Genomic DNA, 25,569 nt, shown 5'->3' with positions numbered 1-25,569 from the left:
GGGACATGACGCCCGAAGAACCCAACCGACCTGAAGCCCCCGAGCAGTCCGGGGAACCGGGTCCGCACACCCTCGACGAACGGATCACCGGCGCCCTGGTCGGCGCCGCCGTCGGTGACGCCCTCGGCGGCCCGGTCGAGGGCTACTCCCCCGACCAGATCGCCGAGCGCCACGGCGGCCGGGTCCACGGTGTCGTCGGCCCCTGGCACGGCGACGCCTGGCGCACCGCCCGCCCCATCGCGCCGTACCACAAGGGCGACGGCCACGTCACCGACGACACCCTGATGACCCACGCCCTGGTCCGGGTGTACGCCCGGGTCCGCGACCACCTCGACGCGTACGCCGTCGCCGACCACCTGGTCCCGGACCTGATGACCCGGCCCCGCTGGATCCCGGAACTGGAGGCCGAGGCGCTGCCCCTGCAGCGCCTCTTCCTCGCCGAGAAGTGGCTGGTGGCCCGGCTGGCCTACGGCCATGCCGATCCCCGGGAGGCGGGCGTCGGCAACATCGTCAACTGTGGTGCGGCGATGTACATGGCCCCCGTCGGCCTGGTCAACGCCGCCCATCCGGCCGCCGCGTACGCCGAGGCGCTGGACGTCGCGGGCGCGCACCAGTCGTCGTACGGCCGGGAGGCGGCCGGCGTCCTCGCCGCGGCCGTCGCCGCCGCCACCGCCCCGGGCGCGACCCCGGACTCCGTCGTCACCGCCTGTCTGTCCCTGGCCAAGGACGGCACCCGCACGGCGATCGAGAAGGTCTGCGAAGTGGCTTCACGGTACCGGGACTTCGAGTCGGCGCTCGGCCCGCTGCGCGCGGCGGTCGCGCCGTACGACACGGTCGGCCCGGACTACCGCGCCCCCTCGCTGGGCGCCCGCCGCCCCTCCCGCCTGCACTCGATCGAGGAACTGCCCGTAGCCCTGGGCATGGTGCTGCTCGCCGGCGGCGACTACCGGCACGCCGTCCTCGGCTCGGTCAACTACGGCCGCGACTGCGACTCGATCGCCACGATGGCCGGCGCCGTCACCGGCGCCCTCGGCTCGCCCGTCCCCGAGGACTGGTCGAAGACGGTCGCGGAGGCCAGCCGCCTCGACCTGTGGGAACCGGCCCGCACGCTCGCCGGGGTCGCGCGCGAGGTGTTCGCAGGGGACGTGGACCGCCGCCGCGCGCACGAGCAGGCGTTCACCGCGCTCGGAGGCACCGCATGCTCCGCCTGACCTGGGTGCAGCCGGAGGACCTGCTCGGCCACGAGCTGCGCCAGGCCCGCCTCGACGGCCGGGAACCGTCGGCGATCGAGGCGCGCTGGCGGGTGGCGGGCGGCCCGGACGCCCCGGAGCGGGCGGGGGCCTCCCCGCACCCGGTGTCCCGCTATCTGCGGCTGCTGGCGGAGGACCTGCTGGACGAACTCGCGGACCTGCCCAGCGCCCTGTCCGAGGACGAGCCGACCGGCCTGGCCCGCATCACGTCCCTGTGCGGGGACTGGCCGGCGCCGCCGGGCCGCGGGCAGCGGGCGTCGTGCCCCCCGGCCGCCCTGGAAGCGGCCTGGCTGGGCCGGGCCGTCGGCTGCCTCCTCGGCAAACCCGTGGAGAAACTGCCCCTCGACGGCATCCGCGCCCTGGCCGGGGCGGCCGGGAACTGGCCGCTGAGCACCTGGTTCACCGCCAGGGGAGTCCCGGCGGACCTCCTCGCCGCACATCCCTGGAACCGCCGCTCGGCCCCCACCTCCCTCGCCGAGAACATCGACGGGATGCCCGAGGACGACGACCTCGACTACCCCCTGCTCAACCTGCTCCTGCTGCAGCGTCACGGACGGTCGTTCAGCACCACGGACGTGGCCCGGCTCTGGCTGGACGAGCTCCCGCCCGGCCGCACCTTCACCGCCGAGCGCATCGCCTGCCGCAACCTCCTCACCGGCATCGAACCCCCGCGGACGGCCCGCCACCGCAACCCCTTCCGCGAGTGGATCGGCGCCCTGATCCGCGCCGACATGCACGGCTGGACCAACCCGGGCGACCCGGCCGCCGCCGCCGGACAGGCGCACCGCGACGCGGTCCTCACCCACACCGCCAACGGCGTCTACGCGGCGATGTTCACGGCCGCCGCGATCGCCACCGCCGCCACCGGGACCCACGACGTGCACGCCTGCCTCGACGCCGGACGCCGGGTGATCCCGCCCCGCTCCCGCCTCGCGAGGGCGATCGACCACGCCCGCGAACTGGCCGCGCACCACCAGGACTTCGACGACGTCGTGGACGCGCTCCACGCCGTCCACGCCCCCGCCCACCACTGGGTCCACGCCATCCCCAACACCGCGCTGATCGCCGCCGCCCTCGCCCACGCGGACGGCGACTTCACCGGCTCCGTCTGCCGTGCCGTGTCGGGCGGCTGGGACACCGACTCGAACGGCGCCACCGCCGGAAGCATCGCCGGGCTGCTCGCGGGCACCCCGGACGCGCTCCCCGAGCGCTGGCGGGCCCCGCTGAAGAACCGGCTGGCCACCACCGTCGCCGACTTCGACGGCATCGGCTTCGACACCCTCGCCCACCTCACCCACCGGGAGACGACCCGCCCATGATCCCCCTCAGCCCCGTGGAGGCGACCCGACCATGACCCATATCGCCGTCCTCGGCAGCACGAACATGGATCTCGTCACCTATGTCGCGAAGGCCCCGCAGCGCGGGGAGACCGTGACGGGCCGGGAGTTCCGTACGATCCCCGGCGGCAAGGGCGCCAACCAGGCGATCGCCGCGGCCCGTGCCGGCGCCACCGTCTCGATGATCGGCGCGGTCGGCAACGACGCCTTCGGCGTGCGCCAGCGCGACGCCCTCGAACACTCCGGGGTGGACACCGACTCGCTGCGCACGGTCGACGGCCCGTCCGGCACCGCGCACATCGTGGTCGACGACGAGGGCGGCAACTCCATCGTCGTCGTCCCCGGCGCGAACGGCACCGTCGACCACCTCTCCCCCGGTGACGAAGGGGTGATCGCCTCCGCCGACGCCCTGCTGCTGCAACTGGAGATCCCGACGGCCGCGGTCCTCGCGGGCGCGCAGGCCGCCCACCGGCACGGTGTCCGTACGGTCCTCACCCCGTCCCCCGCCCAGCCGCTGCCCCCCGAACTCCTCGCCGCCGTAGACCTGTTGGTGCCCAACGAGTACGAGGCGGTCACCCTGTCCGGCCGCACCGACCCCCGGGAGGCCGCCGCCGCCCTGCTCGATCTGGTGCCCGAGGTCGCCGTCACCCTGGGCGCGGCGGGCATCCTGTACCTGGCCCGGGGTGCCGAGCCGCTCGTGGTGGCCGCCCCCCAGGTGACCGCGGTGGACACCACCGGCGCGGGCGACACCTTCGTCGGCGCGCTCGCCGTGGCCCTGGCCGAGGAGAAACCGGTGCGCGAGGCCCTGTCCTGGGCCGCCGCCGCGGCGGCGATCTCCGTACAGCGGGAAGGGGCGTCGGCGTCGATGCCGTACCGCCCGGAGATCGACGCCCAGTGCACCGCATGAGCACGGCGCACCGCATGAGCACGACGACACCGCCGCTGTCGGGTCTGCGCGTGCTGGACCTGGCGACCCTGTTCGCCGGGCCGATGGCCGCCACGCTGCTCGGTGACTTCGGCGCCGAAGTGATCAAGGTCGAGCATCCGCGGCGCCCGGACCCGTCCCGGGGTCACGGCCCGGCCAAGCACGGCATCGGCCTGTGGTGGAAGGTGCTCGGCCGCAACAAGCGGACCGTCACCCTCGATCTGTCGGCGCCCGGCGGCCGCGCCACCCTGCTCCGGCTCGCCGCCACCGCCGACGTGGTGGTCGAGAACTTCCGCCCCGGCACGCTGGAGAAGTGGGAGCTGGGCTGGCCGGAGCTGTCCGCGGCCAACCCGCAGCTGGTCCTCGCCCGGGTCACCGCCTTCGGACAGTTCGGCCCGTCCGCGCACCGCCCGGGCTTCGGCACCCTCGCCGAGGCGCTGAGCGGCTTCGCCGCGATCACCGGCGAACCGGACGCACCCCCGACGCTGCCCCCGTTCGGGCTCGCGGACTCGATCGCGGGACTGGCGACCGCGTACGCCGTGCTGACGGCGCTGGCCGCACGCGAGCGCACCGGTGCCGGGCAGGTCGTGGACATGGCCATCATCGAGCCGATCCTGTCGGTGCTCGGCCCGCATCCGACCTGGTACGACCAGCTCGACTACGTGCAGGAACGCACCGGGAACCGGTCCGCGAACAACGCCCCCCGCAACACCTACCGCACCGCCGACGGCGCCTGGGTGGCCGTCTCCACCTCCGCGCAGTCGGTCGCGGAGCGGGTGATGCGCCTGGTGGGCCGCCCCGATCTGATCGCCGAACCCTGGTTCGCCACGGGCGCCGACCGGGCCGCGCACGCCGACGTGCTGGACGCGGCGGTCGGCTCCTGGATCGCCGCCCGCCCGCGCACCGAGGTGCTGGCGGCGTTCGAGAAGGCGGAGGCCGCGGCGGCCCCCGTCCAGGACGTCCGGGACGTCCTGGAGGACCCCCAGTACCAGGCCCTGGACACGATCACCACGGTCCCCGACCCCGAGCTGGGCCCGCTGCGCATGCAGAACGTCCTCTTCCGCCTCTCGGAGACCCCCGGCGCGATCCGCTGGGCCGGCCGCCCGCACGGTGCCGACACGGACGCCGTGCTCACCGAGCTGGGCCTCACCGCGGCCGACATCGCGGCCCTGCGCGCGGAGGGCGCCCTGTGACCGGCACCCCGCTCACCTGGCTCTACGTCCCCGGCGACCGCCCGCCCGTGGTCGCCAAGGCGCTGGCCGCGGGCGCCGACGTCGTGGTGATCGACCTGGAGGACGCGGTCGCCCCGGCTCGCAAGGAGTACGCCCGCGCGGCCACCGCCGAGCTGCTCCGCACCCGCCAGCCGGTCCCGGTGCACGTCCGGATCAACGCCCTGGAAAGCCCCTGGGCCGCCGCCGACCTGACCGCCCTGGCCACGCTGCCGGGCCTGTCGGGCCTGCGCCTGCCGAAGGTCACGGCCCCGGGCACGATCAGGCAGGTCGCCGCGGTCACCCCGCTGCCCCTGTACGCCCTGCTGGAGACGGCCCTCGCCGTCGAGCACGCCCACGCCATCGCCACCGCCCACCCCGCCCTGCGGGGCATCTCCCTCGGCGAGGCGGACCTCCGGGCCGACCTGGGGGTACGGGCCGACGCGGGCCTCGACTGGCCGCGCTCCCGGGTGGTCGTCGCCGCCCGCGCGGCCGGCCTCGCCCCACCGCCCCAGTCGGTCCACCCCGACATCCGCGACCTGGACGGCCTCGCCGCCTCCTGCACCCACGGCCGCGCCCTGGGCTTCCTGGGCCGCGCGGCCATCCATCCCCGCCAGCTCCCGGTGATCGAACGGGCCTACCTCCCGACCCCTGCGGAGATCGAACACGCCGAGACGATCATCAAGGCGGCGGCTACGGAGGAAGGCGCCCAGGCCCTCCCCGACGGCCGCTTCATCGACGCGGCGGTGGTGGCGACAGCCCGGCGGATCCTGTCGTTGGCGAGCCGGAACTGACGGCTCCGTACCGCCGTGGTCGCCCCCACGCACCGCGAGGGCGCCCGGAAGAGTCTCCGGGCGCCCTCGGTGCCGTACAGCCGGCCGTCAGCTCTTCTTCGTCGCCGACTCGGGCTCGTCCTTCGCCTCGACGGCATCCGCCTCGGCCTCGTCCCCGGCCCGGTCCTCGGCCTGGAGTCCGGCCTTGCCCTCGGGCTCGCCGTCGGCCTTGTCCTCCGCCTCGGCAGCCGCGCCGGCACCCTGCTCGTCACCGGGTGCCTCGTCCGCGGCCCCGGGCTCGACGACGGCTTCACGTCCGGGCCGCTTCTTCGACGACACCACGATGTACGCCACGGCCAGCAGGAAGACGATCAGCGCGGTCCAGTCGTTGAGACGGAGACCGAGGATGTGGTGGGCGTCGTCCACGCGCATGTACTCGATCCAGCCGCGGCCCACGCAGTAGGCGGCGACGTACAGGGCGAACGCCCGGCCGTGGCCCAGCGTGAAGCGGCGGTCGGCCCAGATGACCAGCAGGCCCACGCCGAGGCACCACAGCGACTCGTACAGGAAGGTCGGGTGGTAGTAGCCCGGCACCCGGCCGCCCTCGGCGGAGGTGATGTGCAGCGCCCACGGAACGTGCGTCTCGCGGCCGTACAGCTCCTGGTTGAACCAGTTGCCCCAGCGGCCGATGGCCTGGGCGAAGGCGATGCCGGGCGCGACGGCGTCGGCGTACGCGGGCATCGGGATGCCCCGGCGCCGCGCGCCGATCCACGCACCGAGCGCGCCCAGCGCGATCGCGCCCCAGATGCCGAGACCGCCCTCCCACACCTTGAAGGCGTCCACCCAGTCACGGCCCGGGCTGAAGTACAGCTCGTAGTCCGTGATCACGTGGTAGAGCCGCCCGCCGACCAGGCCGAACGGGACGGCCCAGACGGCGATGTCGGCGACCGTGCCGGCCCGCCCGCCGCGGGCGACCCAGCGCCTGTTGCCGAGCCAGACGGCGACGAAGACGCCGATGATGATGCAGAAGGCATAGCCGCGCAGCGGGATGGGGCCGAGGTACAGCACCCCGCGCGACGGGCTGGGAATGTAGGCAAGTTCCATGGCAGGTCCGACGCTACCGTGCCGGGCCGTGGGGACGGCAAGCAGCCCGGCTACGGGTCCATAACAGGGGCGTGAGAAATGCCTACCCCTGGTTCGCCGCCTCCACCATCTGCTTGAGCTTGGCCGGGGTCATCGTCTGGTCCTCGTAGATGTTCTTGCCGCCCAGCAGGACCGTGGGCGTGCCGCTGAAGCTGCCGCTCTGGAAGGCCTTGTGGGACTTGTTCACCCAGCTGTCGTGGGTGCCGTCGTCGACGCACTTGCGGAAGGCGGGGGTGTCCAGGCCGTTGACCTTGCCGGCCAGCGCGATCAGCTTGGCGTTGTCGCCGAAGGCGTCGTCGGTCTCCTTCGGCTGGTTCCCGTACAGCACGTCGTGGAAGTCGCGGAACTTTCCGGCGTCCTGGGCACAGGCCGCGGCGTTGGCCGCGCGCAGGGAGCCGCTGCCGCCCAGATTGCCGTCGATCAGGCGGACCAGGTGGTACTCGATTCTGAGCTTGCCGGCATCGACCAGTTCGTGCAGCGTCGGCCGGTACGCCGCCTCGAAGGCCTGACAGGCCGGGCAGCGGAAGTCCTCCCAGACGGTGAGCGTCGACTTCGCGCCGTCCTTGCCGACCGGGATCGCGAGGCTGTCCTTGCCCTGCGCGCCCGAGGGCGCGACGACCGGGCCCGCGCTCTGGCTGCTCTTGCCCTTGTTCTTGCCGGAGTTCGCGGCAAGGACGCCGATCACCGCCGCCAGGGCGAGGACGCAGACGACGCTCCCGCCCACGATCAACGTGCGCCGTCGCTTCTCCGCGGCCTTCTGCTTGTCGCGCTCGACCGCCAGCCGCTCCCGGGCCGTGCGCTTTCCGTCACGGTTCTTCTCGCTCACACCCCAGAAACGAACCGGGGAGGCGCAGCGCGCCTCCCCGGCCCGAGGTCCACCCGTTCGAGTGACCGAGTGTTCTGATACGGAAAGTGACCTGCGGTTACGCCTGTCCGCGCACGCCCTTCGCCAGCTCGCCCGCCAGCTCACGGACCGCCTCGAGGCCTGAGGCGTGGTCCGGGGCCTCCAGCATCCGCTTCACGAAGGCCGAGCCGACGATCACGCCGTCGGCGAAGCCCGCGACCTCGGCGGCCTGGGTCGCGTCGGAGACGCCGAGCCCGACGCAGACGGGCAGGCCGGTGCCGGTGGCGCGGGTGCGCTCGACCAGGTTCTGGGCCTGCGCCCCGACGGACTCGCGGGTGCCGGTGACGCCCATCAGGGAGGCCGCGTAGACGAAGCCGCTGCCCGCCGCGGTGATCTGGGCGAGCCGCTCGTCCTTGCTGCTGGGCGCCACGACGAAGACCGTTGCGAGGCCGTGCTTCTCGGCGTGCTCCCGCCACAGGGCCGACTCCTGGACCGGCAGGTCGGGCAGGATGCAGCCCGCGCCGCCCGCCTCGGCCAGCTCGGCGGTGAACCGCTCCACGCCGTACCGGTCGATCGGGTTCCAGTACGTCATGACCAGCACGGGCTTGCCGGTGGCCGCGAAGGCCTCCTTGACCGTGCGCATGACGTCGGCGATCTTCACACCGCCGCGCAGGGCGATGTCGTCGGCGGTCTGGATGACGGGGCCGTCGAGGACCGGGTCGCTGTGCGGCAGCCCCACCTCGACGACGTCCGCCCCGCCGTCGAACACGGCCCTGATCGCCTCGATGCCGCCGTCCACGGTCGGGAAGCCGGCCGGGAGGTAGGCGATGAGCGCGGAGCGTCCTTCGGCCTTCACGGCGGCGAGGGTGTCCGACAGCAACTGGATCTTCCCGCTCACTTGGCGTCCCCCTCGATCTCGGCGGTGTCGGCCGCGTCGGCGGCGACCTCGGCGTCGGTGTCGTACAGGCCGAAGTAGCGGGCGGCGGTGTCCATGTCCTTGTCGCCCCGGCCGGACAGGTTGACGACGATCAGGCCGTCCCCGCCCAGTTCCCGGCCGACCTCCAGGGCGCCGGCGAGGGCGTGGGCGCTCTCGATGGCCGGGATGATCCCTTCGGTCTGCGACAGCAGGCGCAGGGCCTGCATGGCGGCGTCGTCGGTGACCGCGCGGTACTCGCCGCGGCCCGAGTCCTTCAGGTAGGAGTGCTCGGGGCCGATGCCCGGGTAGTCCAGACCGGCCGAGATCGAGTACGGCTCGGTGATCTGGCCCTCCTCGTCCTGCAGGACGTACGACCGGGAGCCGTGCAGGATGCCCGGCTCGCCCGCGGTCAGGGTGGCCGCGTGCTCACCGGTCTCGATGCCGTGCCCCGCGGGCTCGCATCCGATGAGCCGGACGCCCTCGTCGGGGATGAAGGCGTGGAAGAGGCCGATGGCGTTGGAGCCGCCGCCGACGCAGGCGACGGCGGCGTCGGGGAGCCGTCCGGCGCGCTCCAGCAGCTGGCGCCGGGCCTCCACGCCGATCACCCGGTGGAAGTCGCGCACCATCGCCGGGAAGGGGTGCGGCCCGGCGACGGTGCCGAAGAGGTAGTGGGTGTGGTCGACGTTGGCGACCCAGTCGCGGAACGCCTCGTTGATGGCGTCCTTCAGGGTGCGGCTGCCGGACTTCACGGCGACGACCTCGGCGCCGAGCATGCGCATGCGGGCCACGTTCAGGGCCTGGCGCCGGGTGTCGATCTCGCCCATGTAGATGGTGCAGTCGAGGCCGAAGAGGGCGCAGGCGGTGGCGGTCGCGACGCCGTGCTGGCCGGCGCCGGTCTCGGCGATGACCCGGGTCTTGCCCATGCGCTTGGTGAGCAGGGCCTGACCGAGCACGTTGTTGATCTTGTGGGAGCCGGTGTGGTTGAGGTCTTCCCGCTTGAGGAAGATCCTCGCGCCGCCGGCGTGCTCGGCGAACCTCGGCACCTCGGTCAGCGCGCTGGGCCGGCCGGTGTAGTGGACGAGCAGGTCGTCGAGTTCGCGGGCGAACTCGGGGTCGGCCTTGGCCTTGTCGTACTCGACGGCGACCTCGTCCACGGCGGCGACGAGGGCCTCCGGGATGAACTTGCCGCCGAACGCGCCGAAGTAGCCCTCGGCACTGGGCACCTGGCCGGTGGGGTCAGGGATGAAGAACTCGCTGGGCATACGAATACCTCGCAGGGGCTCGGGCCCCGGATAGCTGGTCTTGGGGTACGGATACGCGTGCGCTGCCCTCGAGGGTGTTTCCGGCCCGCCGTCACGCCGGCAGGAGCGGCCCGCGGAAGACGGGACCGCGGAACGACCGGCGCTCACGAAGGGAACGTCGGTTCAGCTCACCGCAGGTGTCGCGCACGCAGGGCGACGCCATCGCATGCCGTTCACCTGACCGGGCTCGTCACCGATCACATAGCGGACCCGCCGCCCGTGCACCCGTCGGGCGGGCGCACGGCAGCCTCGGGGTCGGCAGCCACGGGCGAGGCGGGCATACGGGTCCCGCGTCGCCGGGGTGATCGGAAGCATCATCGTGCCTCAGCTTAGCGGGGGATCAGCCGCGCCCGTGCCGCAGAGCGGGGTGTTCGCCCGCGGCGACCAGGTCGGAGACGGCGGCCTTCGGGTCCCGCCCGGTGACGAGGGACTCGCCGACCAGCACCGCGTCGGCACCGGCGTTGGCGTAGGCGATCAGGTCGTGCGGGCCACGGACGCCGGACTCGGCGACCTTCACGAGGTGGTCGGGGATCTCCGGGGCGATCCGCTCGAACGTGCCGCGGTCGACCTCCAGGGTCTTCAGGTTGCGCGCGTTGACGCCGATGATCTTGGCGCCCGCGTCCACGGCCCGCTCCACCTCGTCCTCGTCGTGCACCTCGACGAGGGGCGTCAGACCGATGGAGACCGCGCGCTCGATCAGGGACTCCAGGGCCGACTGCTCCAGGGCGGCCACGATCAGCAGCGCGAGGTCGGCGCCGTACGCGCGGGCCTCCCACAGCTGGTACGACGTGACGATGAAGTCCTTGCGCAGGACCGGGATGTCCACGCGCGCCCGGACGGCCTCCAGGTCGGCCAGCGAGCCGCCGAAGCGGCGCTGTTCGGTGAGGACGGAGATGACGGCCGCGCCGCCCGCCTCGTAGTCCGCCGCGAGCCCGGCCGGGTCGGCGATCGCGGCCAGCGCGCCCTTGGAGGGGCTGGAGCGCTTGACCTCGCAGATCACCTTGACGCCTTCGCCCTTGAGTGCGGCGACCCCGTCCTTGGCGGCGGGGGCCTTGGCCGCACGCTCCTTGAGCTCGTCGAGGCTGACGCGCGCCTGCCGCTCCGCGAGGTCGGCACGGACTCCGTCGATGATCTCGTCGAGCACACTCACGCGAGCGGCCCCCTTCCTGCCGGTGGTTCCTTCAGGTTTTGAAAACCCGTGGTCATTGCGATGGTATCCGGAGGAACGCGCAGGTCTCGCATCCGGTGGAAGGCGGTCCCACTACCTGGACGTTCACCCCGTGATCAAGGATGCAGCCAGCCTCCGAACGGCAGGTTCCGGACAACGGTGAACACCAGCAGCAGCGCGCCGATCCCGTACAGCTGCGCCGGCCCGAGGTCGAGCCGGAGCGGTCGGCCCCGTACGGCGCGGACCGTCCATACGGTCCACAGGAGGACGAAGCCCAGGTAGGCGGCCACGGCCGGGGCGTTGTCGTGCAGGGCGGTGAGGAGGTCACCGTGGACGAAGGCGTGCGCACTGCGCAGTCCGCCGCAGCCCGGGCAGTACAGGCCGGTGATCCGGTACAGGGGGCAGACCGGGTAGTGCCCGGGCTCGTCGGGGTCGACGGCACCGACGTACGCGAAGGCCCCGGCGACACCGGCCAGCACCCCGGCGGGAACGGCGAGCCGCCGCCACGGCGGGACGGCGGCGGGGCCGGGCTCGGCCGCGTACGGGACGGCCCGGGGGGGCGTCGGCGGGGCCGGGTGGCTGTCGGCGTTCACACGAACATTCTCTCCCGAGAACCGGCCGGACCGCGCGCCCGTGGGTACGGCCGCGTACGGCGAGGGGCGGCCGGCACCCTCTCGGGATGCCCGGCCGCCCCTCGCACGGAAACGGTCGGCTCAGCCCTCGACGCTCGCCGGCTCGCGGGTCGCGGCCGAGACGGAGGGCTGGAAGGCGTGGGTCTGCTTCGGCTGGCCGAGGCCCATGGCGCGCATGATGCCGCCGACGACCGCGCCGCCGAGGATCAGGACCATGCCGGCCCAGAAGCCGACGGGCTCGGCCATCACCATGAAGGCGCCCGCGACGCAGAAACCGATGAAGGAAATGATGACACCGGTCCAGGCGGCCGGGGTGTGACCGTGGCCGTGGCTGCTGCCCGCCATGTCTGTGCTCCTCGTTGCTGTATACGTGTCCCAGGAGAGCGGCGTACGAGTCGTACGCTCTCCGCGCCCGCCCGTCACTGTCCGAGCCGGCCGCTCATCGTCCATTGTCCCGTACGCACACGCGTGCCGGACGCGGGGGTGGCGTCTGGTTCGCCACACCGCCGCGCAGGAATACGGCGTCAGGTTCCCGTCGGATCCTCGCCCCTGTCCAGGGCCTTCCAGATCTCCTCGGGCCGCTCCGGGTCGACCGGCCGGGCCTTGCGCCGCGGGCGGTCGGTGCCGCGCTCGTAGCGGCCGGACATGGCGGGCCACAGGCTGCCGTAACGCAGGGCCAGCAGACCGGCGAGCAGGATGAGGACGCCGCCGGCGGCCGCGACGTAGGGCCAGCCGGTGTGACTGAGCGCGGCGACCGTGGCGGAGGTGTCGCCGCTGGCCTGGGCGGCCTTCTCGTCCAGCGCGGAGCTGTCGGAGGCGGTCACCAGGGCGGCGGCCACGATGCCGGCGCCGGAGAGCGCGAGCAGAGCGGCGACGACGACGCGGCCGGCCCTGCGGACGGCGAAGACGGCGACGAGCGCGGCCAGGCCCACTATGGCGAGGGCCGCGGGGACACCCGTGACGTCGCTGCCCTTGGCGGTCATCGGGAAGGCGCCGCCGGCCACCGTCGCGGTGCCCTCCGCCCAGCGCTGCCGGGTCGCGAGCAGCGCCACGGCCGCGCCGAGCGCACCGCACAGGAGGGCCACGGCGAGGCTCCGCCGGCCGGACCGGGCGGGTGCGGCGGCTTCGGAAAGAGGGTGAGGTGCAGCAGTCACGTACTCCACTATCGCCTGAACCCCGGGCGAACCGTCACCCGGGGCTCATATGACGAGCGACCCACAGGCCGGGAAGCGCCCTATCCGCCCAGTCGGTTGGCCGTGTGCACCGCCCGCAGGACCGCCGCCGCCTTGTTGCGGCACTCCTGGTCCTCCGCCACCGGGTCGGAGTCGGCGACGATGCCGGCGCCCGCCTGGACGTAGGCCGTGCCGTCCCGCAGCAGGGCCGTACGGATGGCGATGGCGGTGTCGGAGTCGCCCGCGAAGTCCAGATAGCCGACGCAACCGCCGTACAGGCCGCGGCGGGACGGCTCCAGTTCGTCGATGATCTGCATCGCGCGCGGCTTGGGGGCGCCGGAGAGCGTGCCCGCCGGGAAGCACGCCGTGAGCACGTCGAAGGCCGTGCGGCCCTCGGCCACCTTGCCGGTGACCGTGGAGACGATGTGCATCACGTGCGAGTAGCGCTCGATGGACATGAAGTCGACCACCTCGACCGAGCCGGGTTCGCAGACCCGGCCCAGGTCGTTGCGCCCGAGGTCGACCAGCATCAGGTGCTCGGCGCGCTCCTTGGGGTCGGCGAGCAGTTCGTCGGCGAGCGCCTGGTCCTCCTGCGGGGTGGCGCCGCGGTGCCGGGTGCCGGCGATGGGGTGCACCATGGCCCGGCCGTCCTCGACCTTCACCAGGGCTTCCGGGGAGGAGCCGACGACGTCGAAGCCGTCGAAGCGGAACAGGTACATGTACGGGGACGGGTTGGTCGCCCTGAGGACCCGGTAGACGTCGAGCGCGCTCGCCGTGCACGGCGTCTCGAAGCGCTGGGAGGGTACGACCTGGAAGGCCTCGCCCGCGCGGATGCGCTCCTTGATGTCCTCGACGGCCCCCCGGAAGTCCGGGCCGCCCCACAGCGCGGTGTACTCGGGCAGCTCGGAGGGCGGCAGCACGGCCGGGGGCTGGGCCACCGCGCGCGTGAGGTCGGCCTCCATGGCGTCGAGGCGGGCCACGGCGTCCGCGTAGGCCTCGTCCACGCCCGTGTCGAGGTCGTTGTGGTTGATCGCGTTGGCGATCAGCAGGACCGAGCCCTCCCAGTGGTCCATCACGGCGAGGTCGCTGGTCAGGAGCATGGTCAGCTCGGGCAGCCGCAGGTCGTCGCGCTCGCCGGGGCCGATCTTCTCCAGACGGCGGACGATGTCGTAGCCGAGGTAGCCGACCATGCCGCCGGTGAAGGGCGGCAGACCCTCCTGGTGGGGGGTGTGCAGGGCCTGGATGGTGGCGCGCAGGGCCTTCAGGGGGTCGCCGTCGGCCGGGACGCCGACCGGCGGGGTGCCGAGCCAGTGGGCCTGCCCGTCCCGCGCGGTGAGCGTGGCGGCGCTGCGGACGCCGACGAAGGAGTAACGGGACCAGGAGCGGCCGTTCTCCGCGGACTCCAGCAGGAAGGTGCCGGGGCGCTCGGCGGCGAGCTTGCGGTAGAGCGCGACCGGGGTGTCGCCGTCGGCGAGGAGCTTGCGCGTGACCGGGATGACGCGCCGGTCGGTGGCCAGCTTGCGGAAGGTCTCGAGGTCCATGGCGGCAGACCTTACTGATCGGAGGCCGGAGCGGCGGAATCGGCGTCCTCGAGGAGCACGTCCTCGTCGAAGCAGGTGCGCGCGCCGGTGTGGCAGGCGGCGCCCACCTGGTCGACCTTGACCAGGACGGTGTCGGCGTCGCAGTCGAGCGCGACGGACTTCACCCACTGGAAGTGGCCCGAGGTGTCGCCCTTGACCCAGTACTCCTGGCGGCTGCGCGACCAGTAGGTGCAGCGGCCGGTGGTCAGCGTGCGGTGCAGCGCCTCGTCGTCCATCCAGCCGAGCATGAGTACCTCGCCGGTGTCGAACTGCTGGGCGATGGCGGGCACGAGGCCGTCTGCGCTGCGCCTGAGGCGCGCGGCGATCTCCGGGTCGAGGCTGCTGGGGGGAACGCTGTGGTGCGAAGCGCCTCGATCAGGGGCGGTGCTCGGGTGGCGGGCGGGAGTACCGGTCGTCCTGGTCATGGGTGCCATTGTGCCGCGCGGGACCGACGGCGCCGGTGCCGTGTCCACTGCGCGGACTGGGCGGCTGGTCGTAGGCTGACCCCATGTCGACCTTCGCCAAGCGTGAACGGCTCCTGCTCGCCGACCTCTTGGAAACCGTGGGTCCGGACGCCGAGACCCTCTGCGAGGGCTGGCGGACCCGGGACCTGGCCGCGCACGTGGTGGTGCGCGAGCGCCGGCCGGACGCCGCCGGGGGCGCGCTGCTCAAACCCCTCGCGCCGCGCCTCGAGAAGGTGATGGCCGAGTACACCGCGAAGCCGTACGAGGAGCTGATCCAGCTGATCCGTACCGGCCCCCCGCGCTTCTCGCCCTTCCAGCTCAAGCAGATCGACGAGGCCGCCAACGTCGTGGAGTTCTACATCCACACGGAGGACGTCCGCCGCGCCCAGCCGGACTGGACCTCGCGGGAGCTGGACCCCGTCTTCCAGGACGCGCTGTGGTCCCGGCTGGAGCGCACCGCGCGGCTGGTGGGCCGGGGTGTGCCGACGGGTCTGGTGCTGCGCCGCCCGGACGGTCAGACGGCGGTGGCGCACCGGGGCGCTCCGGTGGTGACGGTGACGGGTGAGCCGTCCGAGCTGCTGATGTTCGCCTTCGGCCGACAGGACGCGGCCGAGGTGGAGGTGGACGGCGAGACGGACGCGATCGCCACGCTGCACGAGTCCAGGCAACTGGGCATCTGAGAGGGGCGCTCGTGATCAAGGTCGCCATGACCGGGGTGTACGTGGACGACGTGGCGCGCGCCCACGCCTTCTACACGGACGTCCTCGGCTTCGAGACTCGCCTGCACATGGACCTGGGCGACGACACGCTGTTCGTCACGGTGGGCGCGCCCGACGGCGCGCAGCCGGACCTCCAGCTCCTGCTGGAGCCCGGCCAGGGGCCCATCGCGGAGCCGTACCGCCGGGCGCTGTACGAGGCGGGCATCCCGTGCATCGTCTTCTCGGTGGACGACCTCCCGGCGGAGTACGAGCGCCTGACCGGCCTCGGCGTCCGCTTCACGCACGAACCGCGGGAACAGGGCCCCGTCCTGGCGGCGGTGTTCGACGACACGGTCGGCAATCTCGTGCAGCTGGTCCAGCCGAAGGAGTGAGGCGTGGTCAGCCGGGGAGTTCCGCGCGGCGCCGGGCCGGTACGGCGAGGGCGACGACCCCGCCCAGGCCGCAGACGGCCGCCGGCCTGATCAGCCTCGTAGCTGACCAGGGAGACCGCCTCGTCGACCTGTTCGGCGAGCTGGGAGGCGGTGGCCGCCTCGGCGACGAACAGCAGCCGGTAGAGCTTCATGCGCAGGGGATGCGCGAGCGCCTTCAGGGTGCCCACGTCCGTGATCCGGCGCTCCTCGTCGCGAGCCATGCCCCGAACCCAGATGCGAAAGAAAAATTGCACAACAGATTTTGCGCAACTTTCCTTTCGCATCTCGTCACGTGCGTCAGCGCACCGGGTGGCCCGCCTCGCGCAGGGTCTGCTTCACCTCGCCGATGCGCAGGTCGCCGAAGTGGAAGACCGAGGCGGCCAGGACCGCGTCCGCGCCGGCGGCGATCGCCGGGGGGAAGTCGTGCAGCTTGCCCGCGCCGCCCGAGGCGATCACCGGGACCGTCACGTGCTTGCGGACGGCGGCGATCATCTCCAGGTCGTAGCCGTCCTTGGTGCCGTCCGCGTCCATGGAGTTCAGCAGGATCTCACCCGCCCCCAGCTCGGCCGCCCGGTGCGCCCACTCCACGGCGTCGATGCCGGTGCCGTGCCGGCCGCCGTGCGTGGTCACCTCGAAGGAGCCCGACTCGGTGCGGCGCGCGTCCACCGACAGCACCAGCACCTGCCGGCCGAACCGCTCGGCGATCTCACGGATCAGCTCGGGACGGGCGATCGCGGCGGTGTTCACGCCCACCTTGTCGGCGCCCGCCCGCAGCAGCTTGTCCACGTCCTCGGCCGTACGGACGCCACCGCCGACGGTCAGCGGGATGAACACCTGCTCGGCGGTGCGGCGCACCACGTCGTACGTCGTCTCCCGGTTGCCCGAGGACGCGGTGATGTCCAGGAACGTCAGCTCGTCCGCGCCCTCGGCGTCGTACACCTTCGCCATCTCGACGGGGTCACCCGCGTCGCGCAGGTTCTGGAAGTTGACGCCCTTGACGACCCGGCCGTTGTCCACGTCCAGGCAGGGGATGACTCGGACCGCCAGGGTCATGACTGCTCAGGCTCCTCTGAATGCTTCGAGTTCCACTTCGACCAGGATGCGCGGATCGACGAATCCCTCCACCACCAGGAGGGTCGAGACCGGGCGCACGGAGTCGAAGATCTCCTTGTGGGCCCGGCCCACGGCGTCCACGTCCCGCACATGGGTCAGGTACATCCGCGTGACGATCACGGACCCGATGCCGAGCCCGAACTCGCCGATCGCCTCGACGGCGCTGGTGAAGGCCACCTTGGCCTGTTCGTACGGGTCGCCCTCGCCGTAGAGCACATCGCCCCGGAAGGACGTCGTCCCCGCCACCAGCACACGGTCGCCCGCCGCGACGGCGCGCGCGAAACCGAAACTCTCTTCCCAGGGACTTCCGCTCTGCACGCGCCGCACGGCATCGCTCATGACGACACAGCCTCCAAGGCCTCTTCCAGGGTGAACGCCTTCGCGTACAGGGCCTTCCCGACGATGGAGCCCTCGACACCGAGGGGTACCAGCTCGGCGATGGCACGGAGGTCGTCCAGGGACGACACGCCGCCGGAGGCCACGACCGGGCGGTCGGTGGCCGCGCACACGTTCCGCAGCAGCTCCAGGTTCGGACCCTGCAGGGTGCCGTCCTTGGCGATGTCGGTGACGACGTAACGGGCGCAGCCCTCCTTGTCGAGGCGCGCCAGCGTCTCGTAGAGGTCGCCGCCGTCGCGGGTCCAGCCGCGGCCGCGCAGGGTGGTGCCGCGCACGTCCAGGCCGACGGCGATCTTGTCACCGTGCTCGGCGATGACCTTGGCGACCCACTCGGGGGTCTCCAGGGCGGCCGTGCCGAGGTTGACCCGGGTGCAGCCGGTGGCGAGGGCGGCGGCGAGGGTGTCGTCGTCGCGGATGCCGCCGGACAGCTCCACCTTGATGTCCATGGCCTTGGCGACCTCGGCGATCAGCTCCCGGTTGTCGCCCGTGCCGAAGGCGGCGTCGAGGTCGACCAGGTGCAGCCACTCGGCGCCGGAACGCTGCCAGGCGAGGGCCGCCTCCAGCGGGGAGCCGTAGGACGTCTCGGTCCCGGACTCGCCGTGCACGAGGCGTACGGCCTGGCCGTCGCGGACGTCGACGGCGGGGAGGAGTTCGAGCTTGGCCATGGTCTACAGGCTTCCGATCCAGTTGGTGAGGAGCTGGGCGCCGGCGTCGCCGGACTTCTCGGGGTGGAACTGGGTGGCCCACAGGGCGCCGTTCTCCACGGCGGCCACGAAGGGCTTGCCGTGCGTCGACCAGGTCACCTTGGGGGCGGCGATCAATGGGTTGTGGCTCTCCAGGGTCCAGTCGTGGACGGCGTAGGAGTGCACGAAGTAGAAGCGGGCGTCGGCGTCGAGGCCGGCGAACAGCTCCGAGTCGGCGGGGGCCTCGACGGTGTTCCAGCCCATGTGGGGTACGACGTCGGCCTGCAGCGGCGCCACCGTGCCGGGCCACTCGTCCAGCCCCTCGGCCTCCACGCCGTGCTCGATGCCGCGCGCGAACAGGATCTGCATGCCCACGCAGATGCCCATGACCGGGCGCCCGCCGGACAGCCGGCGGTCGACGACCCAGTCACCCCGGGCGTCACGCAGGCCCTGCATGCAGGCGGCGAAGGCGCCGACGCCCGGCACGAGCAGGCCGTCGGCGTTCATGGCCTTGTCGAAGTCGCGCGTGATCTCGACCTCGGCACCCACGCGCGCGAGGGCACGTTCGGCGGAGCGGACGTTGCCGAAGCCGTAGTCGAAGACGACGACCTTCTTCGCAGCAGCGCTCAATTCCACACCTCCAGCCGCATGACACCCGCGACGAGGCACAGGCCCGCGCCGATCGAGAGCAGCACGACGAGGCTCGTGGGCATCTTCTGCTTGACGAAGGAGATGATGCCGCCGACCAGGAACAGACCGACGACGATCAGCAGGGTGGACAGGCTGTTCACAGGGCGCCCTTCGTGGAGGGAAGAATGCCGGCCGCGCGCGGGTCGCGCTCGGAGGCGTAACGGAGCGCCCGGGCCAGCGCCTTGAACTGGCACTCCACGATGTGGTGCGCGTTGCGCCCGTACGGCACGTGCACGTGCAGCGCGATCTGCGCCTGGGCGACGAAGGACTCCAGGATGTGCCGGGTCATCGTCGTGTCGTACTCGCCGATCATCGGCGCCATGTTCTCGGGCTCGGTGTGCACGAGGTAGGGGCGGCCGGAGAGGTCGACGGTGACCTGGGCGAGGGACTCGTCCAGCGGGACCGTGCAGTTGCCGAAGCGGTAGATGCCCACCTTGTCGCCGAGCGCCTGCTTGAAGGCGGCGCCGAGCGCGAGGGCGGTGTCCTCGATGGTGTGGTGGGAGTCGATGTGCAGGTCGCCGTCGGTCTTCACGGTCAGGTCGAACAGGCCGTGCCGGCCGAGCTGGTCGAGCATGTGGTCGTAGAAGCCGACGCCGGTGGCGATGTCGGTCCGTCCGGTGCCGTCGAGATCGATCTCGACCAGCACCGAGGTCTCCTTCGTGGTGCGCTCTATGCGTCCAACGCGGCTCATGCCTCAAGCTCCTTCTTCACTTCACGTACCGCGTCCAGGAACGCGTCGTTCTCCTCCGGGGTACCGGCGGACACCCGCAGCCACCCCGGTACGCCGTTGTCCCGGACCAGGACGCCCCGGTCGAGGATCCTCTGCCACGCGGTGTGGGCGTCCGCGAACCGGCCGAACTGCACGAAGTTCGCGTCGGACTCCGTGACCTCGTAGCCGATCGCGCGCAGCTCGGCGACCAGCCGGTCGCGCTCCGACTTCAGCTGCTCGACGTAGCCCAGCAGCGTGTCCGTGTGCTCCAGGGCGGCCAGGGCGGTCGCCTGGGTGATCGCCGACAGGTGGTACGGCAGCCGGACGAGCTGGACGGCGTCCACGACCGCCGGGTCGGCGGCGAGGTAGCCGAGACGCAGGCCCGCCGCGCCGAACGCCTTCGACATGGTGCGGGAGATCACCAGGCGCGGGCGGCCCGCCAGCAGCGGCAGCAGCGACTCGCCGTGGCTGAACTCGACATAGGCCTCGTCCACGACGACCATCGACGGCCTGGCCGCCTGCGCGGCCTCGTACAGCGCGAGGACCGTCTCGGGCGGGACCGCGTTGCCCGTGGGGTTGTTGGGGGTGGTGATGAAGACGACGTCCGGCCTGTGCTCCGCGATCGCCCGCCCGGCGGCGGCGAGGTCGATCGTGAAGTCCTCGGTGCGCGGCCCGGAGATCCAGCCCGTGCCGGTGCCGCGCGCGATGAGCGCGTGCATCGAGTACGACGGCTCGAAGCCGATCGCGGTACGGCCCGGTCCGCCGAAGGTCTGCAGCAGCTGCTGGATGACCTCGTTGGAGCCGTTCGCCGCCCACACGTTCTCGATGCCGAGCGGGTACTTGCCGGTCCTCGTCAGGTACTTGGCCAGCTCGGTGCGCAGCTGGACCGCGTCCCGGTCGGGGTAGCGGTTCAGGTCACGGGCGGCCTCCCGCACCCGCTCCGTGATCCGCTCGACCAGCGGCTCGGGCAGCGGGTAGGGGTTCTCGTTCGTGTTCAGCCGCACGGGCACGTCCAACTGGGGCGCGCCGTAAGGGGACTTGCCGCGCAGCTCGTCCCGTACGGGGAGATCGTCGATGCCGGTCACTTGCTCGTCGGAACCTTCCACCCGAAACGTGCCTTGATCGCCGCGCCGTGCGCGGGCAGGTCCTCCGCCTCCGCCAGCGTCACCACGTGGTGCGCGACCTCGGCCAGCGCGTCCTTCGTGTAGTCGACGATGTGGATCCCGCGCAGGAAGGACTGCACGGACAGGCCCGAGGAGTGGCAGGCGCAGCCGCCGGTGGGCAGGACGTGGTTGGACCCGGCCGCGTAGTCGCCGAGCGAGACGGGGGCCCAGGGGCCGATGAAGATCGCGCCCGCGTTCTTCACCCGGTCCGCCACGGCCGCCGCGTCGGCGGTCTGGATCTCCAGGTGCTCGGCGCCGTAGGCGTCGACGACCCGCAGGCCCTCCTCGACACCGTCGACCAGCACGATCGCGGACTGCCGGCCCCTGAGGGCGGGCACGATCCGGTCCTCGATGTGCTTGGTGGCCGTGACCTGCGGCTCCAGCTCCTTCTCCACCGCCTCCGCCAGCTCGACGGAGTCGGTGACCAGGACGGCCGCCGCGAGCGGGTCGTGCTCGGCCTGACTGATCAGGTCCGAGGCCACGTGCACCGGGTCGGCGGTGGAGTCCGCGAGGATCGCGATCTCGGTCGGGCCGGCCTCGGCGTCGATGCCGATCCGGCCGGTGAAGAAGCGCTTGGCGGCGGCGACCCAGATGTTGCCGGGGCCGGTGACCATGTTGGCGGGCGGGCAGGACTCGGTGCCGTAGGCGAACATCGCGACGGCGGTGGCACCACCGGCCGCGTAGACCTCGTCGACGCCGAGCAGCGCGCAGGCGGCGAGGATCGTCGGGTGCGGGAGCCCGCCGAACTCGGCCTGCGGCGGGGAGGCGAGCGCGATCGACTCGACCCCGGCCTCCTGCGCCGGCACCGCGTTCATGATCACGGACGAGGGGTAGACGGACCGGCCGCCCGGGGCGTACAGCCCGACGCGCTCGACCGGCACCCACTTCTCGGTCACCGAGCCGCCGGGCACCACCTGGGTGGTGTGCGTGCCGCGACGCTGCTCGCGGTGGACCAGGCGGGCGCGGCGGATGGACTCCTCCAGCGCGGCGCGCACGGCCGGGTCGAGGGCGTCCAGCGCGTCGGCGAGCGCCTGGGCCGGCACACGGACGGATTCCAGCCGTACTCCGTCGAACTTCTCCGCGAAGTCGATCAGCGCCGCGTCGCCACGATGATGCACGGCCTCGCAGATCGGACGCACCTTCTCCAGGGCGGCCGAGACGTCGAAGTCGGCTCGGGGCAGCAGGTCGCGCAGGGCGGGGCCCTCGGGAAGGGCGTCGCCGCGCAGATCGATTCGGGAAATCACAGTCCCAATTCTCTCAGACCTCTCACGGGAGCCGTCCGCGCGTATCAATGGCTGATACAGAACGTGGCCGGAACCCGGAAGATCGCGTTCACCTCTAGTGTTCCAGCAGTCACTCAGCGGGCATGAACGGCCGTACGAACGTCCTGGACAGCGTAGGGAGAAGGAACAGCGGTGACCGAGGTGACCGGCATCCTCGCAGGGGACCTGCCGGACGACCTGACCGCGGCCGAGGCGGGCATGTGGCAGGCCTTCCGCAACGGCAGCGTGTACGACCTGAGCAGCGGGGACGCCGCGGTGGACGATCCGCACGGCGGGCACCCCTGGGGTCCCGAGCGGGCCGTGCGGGCCCGCATCGTGTGCTGGCTGCTGCTGGACGGCCCGCCCGCGCTCGCCGGCCGGGTGTCCGCGCTGAAGCTCACCGGCGTCCGGATCACCGGGACGCTGGACCTCGCGGGCGGCACGGTGACGCCGTACGTCGAGCTGCGCGGCTGCCGCTTCGACGACGAGGTGCGGCTGCCGGAGGCCCGGTTCACCACCGTGCGCCTGGTGGACTGCGCGCTCCCCCGTCTGGAGGCGGCCCGGGTGAACACCGAGGGCGACCTGCATCTGCCGCGCTGCCGCATCCAGAACGGCGTCCGGCTGACCGACGCGCACATCGGCACCGATCTGCTGCTCAACCAGGCGATCGTGTACCGCGACCGCAGCGGGCGGTCCATCGCGGCGGACGGCATGACCGTCGGCCAGGACCTCCAGGCGGAGTTGCTGGAGTCGCACGGCGAGCTGAGTCTGCGCGGCGCGCAGATCGGGGTCTCGCTCAGTCTGCGCGGCGCGCGGCTCGCCAACCCCTACTCCCGGTACGCCCTGAACGCCCCCCAGCTGACCGTCAACCGCACCCTGTACCTGACCCCGGCGGGCGTCGGCAGCCCGTTGCTGAGCGGCACCACGCCGGCGCGCGGCACCCGCATCCAGCGCTTCGAGTGCCGGGGCGGGGTACGGCTGGACGACGGGCGGTTCGGCGACGCCGTGGACCTGGAGCGGGCCCGGTACGACCTCACCGACGACCAGGAGCTGTCGCTGCGCCGGGTGCAGACGCCCGAGCTGCGCTTCCTCGGCGACAAGCCGCAGCGCGGCCGGGTGGTGCTGTCCGGCGCGCGGATCGTCAACCTGGTGGACCGGGCGACCAGTTGGCCGGACGCCGGCCGGCTGCACATGGCCGGGTTCGCCTACGAGAACCTGGTCCCGCAGGGTCCCTTCCCGCTCACCCGGCGCCTGGACTGGGTGGCGGCGGCCACCGCCGAGTACGCCCCTGAGCCGTACGAGCGGCTGGCGGCCGTGCTGCGCTCGGCCGGGGAGGACGAGGACGCGCGCGAGGCGCTGCTGGCCAAGCAGCGCCGGCGCCGCGAGACGCTGCCGCCGGCCGCCAAGGTCTGGGGGTTCGTGCAGGACTGGACCGTGGCCTACGGCTACCGGCCGGGGCGGGCCGCGGTGTGGATGGCGGTGCTGTGGGCGGCGGGCACGCTCGCGTTCGCGCACGCCGACCATCCGCCGATGAACCACGACGGGCATCCGTACTGGAGTCCGGCCCTGTTCACCCTGGACCTGCTGCTGCCGGTGATCGACCTCGGCCAGGTGGGCGAGTGGCAGCTGCGCGGCGGCTGGCAGTGGCTGGCGGCGGCCATGGTCCTGCTGGGCTGGATCCTGGCGACGACCGTGGCGGCGGGGGCGACGCGCCTGCTGCGGCGGAACTGACCGCCGAAGCGTGCCCCGATCACCCCATCGGCCACAAAGGCCGCACCCATGCCTTTACTGGTCCTTGACCGTCGGCCGTACAACTTTCCATGACTTGCCCGAACCCTCTGGCGCACTCCCGACCTGCGGACTTTCAATGGTCGACACCATGGCTCTGCTGCCCTCGTTCATCCGCCCCACTCGGATGACCAGACGCTCCGCACGCCTCGCCGGCCGGCCGCCGGCCGGGGACGAGGTCGTGCTCGACGCGCCCGACGACCGTCTCTCCCCGGCGCTGGTCGCGGCCGGCCGGGGCGAGTACGCCACCGCGGCCGGTCTGCTGGCCGCCACGCGCGCCGCCGCCGCGTGGGAGAACCACGACCGGTACGTGCGGCGCCTGGCCGGCTTCGCCCGCTCCCGCCCCGAGTGGTTCGAGGCGTGGCGTGCCGCCGCGCCGGAGGATCCCGGCGCCCTGCTGGTCGGGGCGCAGCTGGCGGTGGACCGCGCCTGGCCGTCGCCGGGCCGCACCGAGTTGCTGCGCGAGGCGAGCCCGCTCGTCACCGCCGCCGCCCGCGCCGACGACCGCGACCCGGTGCCCTGGCGGATCGCGCTCGACCACGCGCGCGGCTCCCGGGCCGGGCACCGGTACTTCGGGGAGCTGTGGGAGGCGGCCGTCCGCCGCGCCCCGCACCACTACGGCTGCCATGTGGCCGCCCTGCGCTATCTGGCCGCCTTCTGCTGTGTCGTGTGGGGGGACACCCCGCACACCTCGGACGGCTCGCACCGCGAGTGCTTCGACTTCGCCGAGCGGGCCGCGCAGGACGCGCCCGCCGACTCGCTCGTCCAGGCGCTGCCGGCCCGGGCGGCCTTCGGCTATCTGACCGACGGCTGCGGCCCCGAGATGCCCCGCGAGCGGCTGCACGCGGCGGCCGACCGGGCGATCGCCCTGTCCGCGCGCTTCCCGGCCGCGGACGCCTGGCCCGCCGAGGTGCGCAACAAGCTGCTCTACGTCCTCATGCGGTTGGACCGCTGGGAGGAGGCCCGCACCCAGCTGCGCCTGATCGGCCCGTACGCCACGTCCTTCCCCTGGGACCGGTTCTCGGACGATCCGCTCGGCCACTTCCTCGGCCTGCGCGAGCACCTGCTGGCGGCGGGCCCGCGGCCCCTCCCGGCGGGGCTGGCCCCGGCCCCCGCGGGCCCTCTCGGCGAGCACCGCGGACACGTCCGCGCCGGCGACCACTAGGCTGGGGCGTCGTGACCACCGCCCGCCTCCCGCTCTTCCCGCTGAACACGGTGCTGTTCCCGGGGCTCGTGCTGCCGCTGAACGTCTTCGAGGAGCGGTATCGCGCCATGATGCGCGAGCTGCTGAAGACCCCGGAGGACGAGCCGCGCCGGTTCGCCGTCGTCGCCATCCGCGACGGCCACGAGGTCGCGCCGAGCGCCCCGGGCATGCCCGATCCCACGGCACAGCCCGAGCGGGGCCCGGCCGCCGGCTTCGGCCCGGATCCCGTCAAGGCCTTCCACGGGGTGGCCTGTGTGGCGGACGCGGCGACGATCCGCGAGCGCGCCGACGGCACGTTCGAGGTGCTGGCGACGGGCACGACCCGGGTCCGCCTGGTGTCGGTCGACGCCTCGGGCCCTTTTCTGACGGCGGAGCTGGAGGAGCTGTCGGAGGAGCCCGGCGACGAGGCCGGCGCGCTGGCCGAGGGGGTGCTGCGGTCCTTCCGTCAGTACCAGAAGCGCCTCGCGGGCGCCCGCGAGCGCTCGCTGTCCACGGGCGCGGAGCTGCCGGACGACCCGAGCGTGGTGTCGTACCTGGTGGCCGCGGCGATGGTGCACGACACACCCACCAAGCAGCGTCTGCTGCAGGCTCCCGACACCGCCTCCCGCCTGCGGGACGAGCTGAAACTGCTTCGCTCCGAGACGGCCATCATCCGTAGTCTGCCGTCGTTGCCCGCGTTCGAGCTGACGCGGACGCCGACGAGTCTGAACTGAGGAACC

Annotated in this window: 29 protein-coding genes and 1 pseudogene; 10 read left to right on the top strand and 20 right to left on the bottom strand. The window is 72.8% G+C overall.

Annotation, left to right across the window (positions count from 1 at the left end):
- Positions 1–5: 5 nt before the first annotated feature.
- The 5 genes from ACIHEJ_RS13085 to ACIHEJ_RS13065 are packed head-to-tail and all read left to right on the top strand — an operon-like array spanning position 6 to position 5,514.
- Positions 6–1,211, top strand: a complete 1,206-nt coding sequence (locus tag ACIHEJ_RS13085) for an ADP-ribosylglycohydrolase family protein (protein WP_400134835.1) — start codon at positions 6–8, stop codon at positions 1,209–1,211.
- Positions 1,199–2,569, top strand: coding sequence for an ADP-ribosylglycohydrolase family protein (locus ACIHEJ_RS13080; protein ID WP_400134833.1), 1,371 nt, complete (start codon positions 1,199–1,201; stop codon positions 2,567–2,569). Before ACIHEJ_RS13085 ends, ACIHEJ_RS13080 begins: the two co-directional genes overlap by 13 nt.
- A gap of 31 nt (positions 2,570–2,600) precedes the next feature.
- Positions 2,601–3,494, top strand: coding sequence for a ribokinase (gene rbsK / locus ACIHEJ_RS13075; protein ID WP_400134831.1), 894 nt, complete (start codon positions 2,601–2,603; stop codon positions 3,492–3,494).
- Complete coding sequence (locus tag ACIHEJ_RS13070) at positions 3,491–4,705, top strand: CaiB/BaiF CoA transferase family protein (protein ID WP_400134829.1); 1,215 nt, start codon at positions 3,491–3,493, stop codon at positions 4,703–4,705. Before rbsK ends, ACIHEJ_RS13070 begins: the two co-directional genes overlap by 4 nt.
- Entirely contained in the window at positions 4,702–5,514 is an 813-nt protein-coding gene (locus tag ACIHEJ_RS13065; protein WP_400134827.1) for an HpcH/HpaI aldolase/citrate lyase family protein, read from the top strand. Before ACIHEJ_RS13070 ends, ACIHEJ_RS13065 begins: the two co-directional genes overlap by 4 nt.
- Before the next feature lie 87 nt (positions 5,515–5,601).
- Here ACIHEJ_RS13065 and lgt read toward each other — a convergent pair whose 3' ends face one another.
- From lgt to hisI, 11 genes are all read right to left on the bottom strand, one after another.
- Entirely contained in the window at positions 5,602–6,597 is a 996-nt protein-coding gene (gene lgt / locus ACIHEJ_RS13060) for a prolipoprotein diacylglyceryl transferase (RefSeq protein ID WP_400134824.1), read from the bottom strand.
- An 82-nt stretch (positions 6,598–6,679) separates the two neighbouring features.
- On the bottom strand, positions 6,680–7,462 hold the full coding sequence (locus tag ACIHEJ_RS13055) for a thioredoxin domain-containing protein (RefSeq protein ID WP_400134822.1): 783 nt from the start codon (positions 7,460–7,462) through the stop codon (positions 6,680–6,682).
- 97 nt (positions 7,463–7,559) lie between these two features.
- Positions 7,560–8,378 (bottom strand): tryptophan synthase subunit alpha, encoded by an 819-nt coding sequence (gene trpA / locus ACIHEJ_RS13050; RefSeq protein ID WP_400134820.1) that lies wholly within the window; start codon positions 8,376–8,378, stop codon positions 7,560–7,562.
- A complete protein-coding gene (gene trpB, locus ACIHEJ_RS13045; protein WP_400134817.1) occupies positions 8,375–9,658 on the bottom strand; it encodes a tryptophan synthase subunit beta in 1,284 nt (427 codons plus the stop codon). Before trpB ends, trpA begins: the two co-directional genes overlap by 4 nt.
- Positions 9,659–9,820: 162 nt before the next feature.
- Positions 9,821–10,012: a tryptophan biosynthesis modulator TrpM gene (gene trpM, locus ACIHEJ_RS13040; RefSeq protein WP_400135140.1), complete on the bottom strand. Its 192-nt coding sequence runs from the start codon at positions 10,010–10,012 to the stop codon at positions 9,821–9,823.
- A gap of 25 nt (positions 10,013–10,037) precedes the next feature.
- The gene (trpC, locus tag ACIHEJ_RS13035; protein ID WP_400134815.1) at positions 10,038–10,847 is read right to left on the bottom strand and encodes an indole-3-glycerol phosphate synthase TrpC; all 810 of its coding nucleotides are present in this window, start codon (positions 10,845–10,847) and stop codon (positions 10,038–10,040) included.
- Between the two features lie 134 nt (positions 10,848–10,981).
- Positions 10,982–11,458 carry a DUF2752 domain-containing protein gene (locus tag ACIHEJ_RS13030; RefSeq protein ID WP_400134813.1) on the bottom strand — a complete coding sequence of 159 codons (477 nt, stop codon included), beginning with the start codon at positions 11,456–11,458 and terminating at the stop codon, positions 10,982–10,984.
- Positions 11,459–11,578: 120 nt separating this feature from the next.
- Positions 11,579–11,842, bottom strand: a complete 264-nt coding sequence (locus ACIHEJ_RS13025; RefSeq protein WP_400134811.1) for an HGxxPAAW family protein — start codon at positions 11,840–11,842, stop codon at positions 11,579–11,581.
- Between the two features lie 179 nt (positions 11,843–12,021).
- Positions 12,022–12,660, bottom strand: coding sequence for a TIGR02234 family membrane protein (locus ACIHEJ_RS13020; RefSeq protein WP_400134809.1), 639 nt, complete (start codon positions 12,658–12,660; stop codon positions 12,022–12,024).
- Between the two features lie 71 nt (positions 12,661–12,731).
- Complete coding sequence (locus ACIHEJ_RS13015) at positions 12,732–14,210, bottom strand: anthranilate synthase component I (protein WP_400134807.1); 1,479 nt, start codon at positions 14,208–14,210, stop codon at positions 12,732–12,734.
- 11 nt (positions 14,211–14,221) lie between these two features.
- Complete coding sequence (gene hisI, locus ACIHEJ_RS13010; RefSeq protein WP_400134804.1) at positions 14,222–14,674, bottom strand: phosphoribosyl-AMP cyclohydrolase; 453 nt, start codon at positions 14,672–14,674, stop codon at positions 14,222–14,224.
- An 83-nt stretch (positions 14,675–14,757) separates the two neighbouring features.
- Between hisI and ACIHEJ_RS13005 the strand changes: the two genes are divergently transcribed.
- Together ACIHEJ_RS13005 and ACIHEJ_RS13000 are read left to right on the top strand one after the other, a co-directional pair.
- Complete coding sequence (locus ACIHEJ_RS13005; RefSeq protein ID WP_400134802.1) at positions 14,758–15,393, top strand: TIGR03085 family metal-binding protein; 636 nt, start codon at positions 14,758–14,760, stop codon at positions 15,391–15,393.
- An 11-nt stretch (positions 15,394–15,404) separates the two neighbouring features.
- Entirely contained in the window at positions 15,405–15,803 is a 399-nt protein-coding gene (locus ACIHEJ_RS13000) for a VOC family protein (RefSeq protein ID WP_400134800.1), read from the top strand.
- Between the two features lie 98 nt (positions 15,804–15,901).
- Here the strand turns inward: ACIHEJ_RS13000 and ACIHEJ_RS12995 are convergent.
- The 9 genes and pseudogenes from ACIHEJ_RS12995 to hisD form a co-directional block, all read right to left on the bottom strand.
- Positions 15,902–16,063, bottom strand: a pseudogene (locus ACIHEJ_RS12995) (winged helix-turn-helix domain-containing protein); the annotation flags it as partial.
- 76 nt (positions 16,064–16,139) lie between these two features.
- Positions 16,140–16,895: an imidazole glycerol phosphate synthase subunit HisF gene (gene hisF, locus ACIHEJ_RS12990; protein WP_400134798.1), complete on the bottom strand. Its 756-nt coding sequence runs from the start codon at positions 16,893–16,895 to the stop codon at positions 16,140–16,142.
- Positions 16,896–16,901: 6 nt separating this feature from the next.
- A complete protein-coding gene (locus ACIHEJ_RS12985) occupies positions 16,902–17,294 on the bottom strand; it encodes a RidA family protein (RefSeq protein ID WP_400134796.1) in 393 nt (130 codons plus the stop codon).
- The gene (gene priA / locus ACIHEJ_RS12980; RefSeq protein ID WP_400134794.1) at positions 17,291–18,016 is read right to left on the bottom strand and encodes a bifunctional 1-(5-phosphoribosyl)-5-((5-phosphoribosylamino)methylideneamino)imidazole-4-carboxamide isomerase/phosphoribosylanthranilate isomerase PriA; all 726 of its coding nucleotides are present in this window, start codon (positions 18,014–18,016) and stop codon (positions 17,291–17,293) included. The genes ACIHEJ_RS12985 and priA overlap by 4 nt, the downstream gene beginning before the upstream one ends.
- Positions 18,017–18,019: 3 nt before the next feature.
- Positions 18,020–18,664, bottom strand: a complete 645-nt coding sequence (hisH, locus tag ACIHEJ_RS12975) for an imidazole glycerol phosphate synthase subunit HisH (RefSeq protein WP_400134792.1) — start codon at positions 18,662–18,664, stop codon at positions 18,020–18,022.
- A complete protein-coding gene (locus ACIHEJ_RS12970) occupies positions 18,661–18,825 on the bottom strand; it encodes a hypothetical protein (protein ID WP_400134789.1) in 165 nt (54 codons plus the stop codon). Before ACIHEJ_RS12970 ends, hisH begins: the two co-directional genes overlap by 4 nt.
- Entirely contained in the window at positions 18,822–19,415 is a 594-nt protein-coding gene (gene hisB, locus ACIHEJ_RS12965; protein ID WP_055710051.1) for an imidazoleglycerol-phosphate dehydratase HisB, read from the bottom strand. Before hisB ends, ACIHEJ_RS12970 begins: the two co-directional genes overlap by 4 nt.
- On the bottom strand, positions 19,412–20,518 hold the full coding sequence (locus ACIHEJ_RS12960) for a histidinol-phosphate transaminase (protein WP_400134787.1): 1,107 nt from the start codon (positions 20,516–20,518) through the stop codon (positions 19,412–19,414). The genes hisB and ACIHEJ_RS12960 overlap by 4 nt, the downstream gene beginning before the upstream one ends.
- Positions 20,515–21,840 (bottom strand): histidinol dehydrogenase, encoded by a 1,326-nt coding sequence (gene hisD / locus ACIHEJ_RS12955; protein WP_400134786.1) that lies wholly within the window; start codon positions 21,838–21,840, stop codon positions 20,515–20,517. The genes ACIHEJ_RS12960 and hisD overlap by 4 nt, the downstream gene beginning before the upstream one ends.
- A gap of 171 nt (positions 21,841–22,011) precedes the next feature.
- On the opposite strand from hisD, the gene ACIHEJ_RS12950 reads away from it, so the two are divergent.
- The 3 genes from ACIHEJ_RS12950 to ACIHEJ_RS12940 all read left to right on the top strand — a co-directional run bounded on the left by ACIHEJ_RS12950 (position 22,012) and on the right by ACIHEJ_RS12940 (position 25,563).
- Entirely contained in the window at positions 22,012–23,589 is a 1,578-nt protein-coding gene (locus ACIHEJ_RS12950) for an oxidoreductase (protein WP_400134784.1), read from the top strand.
- A gap of 136 nt (positions 23,590–23,725) precedes the next feature.
- A complete protein-coding gene (locus ACIHEJ_RS12945) occupies positions 23,726–24,811 on the top strand; it encodes a hypothetical protein (RefSeq protein ID WP_400134782.1) in 1,086 nt (361 codons plus the stop codon).
- A gap of 11 nt (positions 24,812–24,822) precedes the next feature.
- Positions 24,823–25,563, top strand: a complete 741-nt coding sequence (locus tag ACIHEJ_RS12940; protein WP_400134780.1) for an LON peptidase substrate-binding domain-containing protein — start codon at positions 24,823–24,825, stop codon at positions 25,561–25,563.
- Positions 25,564–25,569: the final 6 nt, after the last annotated feature.

The organism is Streptomyces sp. NPDC052301 (genome assembly GCF_044593395.1).
In the GTDB taxonomy this organism is placed as follows: Bacteria; Actinomycetota; Actinomycetes; order Streptomycetales; family Streptomycetaceae; genus Streptomyces.
The sequence above is the reverse complement of the archived record's forward strand: the minus strand, read 5'-3'. Positions and strand labels throughout refer to the sequence as shown.

Excerpts from the sequence above, each read along its gene's own strand:
- ACIHEJ_RS13085 (WP_400134835.1), top strand. The coding sequence starts at position 6 with ATGACGCCCGAAGAACCCAACCGACCTGAAGCCCCCGAGCAGTCCGGG.
- ACIHEJ_RS13080 (WP_400134833.1), top strand. The coding sequence starts at position 1,199 with ATGCTCCGCCTGACCTGGGTGCAGCCGGAGGACCTGCTCGGCCACGAG.
- rbsK (WP_400134831.1), top strand. The coding sequence starts at position 2,601 with ATGACCCATATCGCCGTCCTCGGCAGCACGAACATGGATCTCGTCACC.
- ACIHEJ_RS13070 (WP_400134829.1), top strand. The coding sequence starts at position 3,491 with ATGAGCACGGCGCACCGCATGAGCACGACGACACCGCCGCTGTCGGGT.
- lgt (WP_400134824.1), bottom strand. The coding sequence starts at position 6,597 with ATGGAACTTGCCTACATTCCCAGCCCGTCGCGCGGGGTGCTGTACCTC.
- trpB (WP_400134817.1), bottom strand. The coding sequence starts at position 9,658 with ATGCCCAGCGAGTTCTTCATCCCTGACCCCACCGGCCAGGTGCCCAGT.
- trpM (WP_400135140.1), bottom strand. The coding sequence starts at position 10,012 with ATGCTTCCGATCACCCCGGCGACGCGGGACCCGTATGCCCGCCTCGCC.
- ACIHEJ_RS13025 (WP_400134811.1), bottom strand. The coding sequence starts at position 11,842 with ATGGCGGGCAGCAGCCACGGCCACGGTCACACCCCGGCCGCCTGGACC.
- ACIHEJ_RS13015 (WP_400134807.1), bottom strand. The coding sequence starts at position 14,210 with ATGGACCTCGAGACCTTCCGCAAGCTGGCCACCGACCGGCGCGTCATC.
- hisI (WP_400134804.1), bottom strand. The coding sequence starts at position 14,674 with ATGACCAGGACGACCGGTACTCCCGCCCGCCACCCGAGCACCGCCCCT.
- ACIHEJ_RS13005 (WP_400134802.1), top strand. The coding sequence starts at position 14,758 with ATGTCGACCTTCGCCAAGCGTGAACGGCTCCTGCTCGCCGACCTCTTG.
- hisF (WP_400134798.1), bottom strand. The coding sequence starts at position 16,895 with ATGACCCTGGCGGTCCGAGTCATCCCCTGCCTGGACGTGGACAACGGC.
- ACIHEJ_RS12985 (WP_400134796.1), bottom strand. The coding sequence starts at position 17,294 with ATGAGCGATGCCGTGCGGCGCGTGCAGAGCGGAAGTCCCTGGGAAGAG.
- priA (WP_400134794.1), bottom strand. The coding sequence starts at position 18,016 with ATGGCCAAGCTCGAACTCCTCCCCGCCGTCGACGTCCGCGACGGCCAG.
- hisB (WP_055710051.1), bottom strand. The coding sequence starts at position 19,415 with ATGAGCCGCGTTGGACGCATAGAGCGCACCACGAAGGAGACCTCGGTG.
- ACIHEJ_RS12945 (WP_400134782.1), top strand. The coding sequence starts at position 23,726 with ATGGTCGACACCATGGCTCTGCTGCCCTCGTTCATCCGCCCCACTCGG.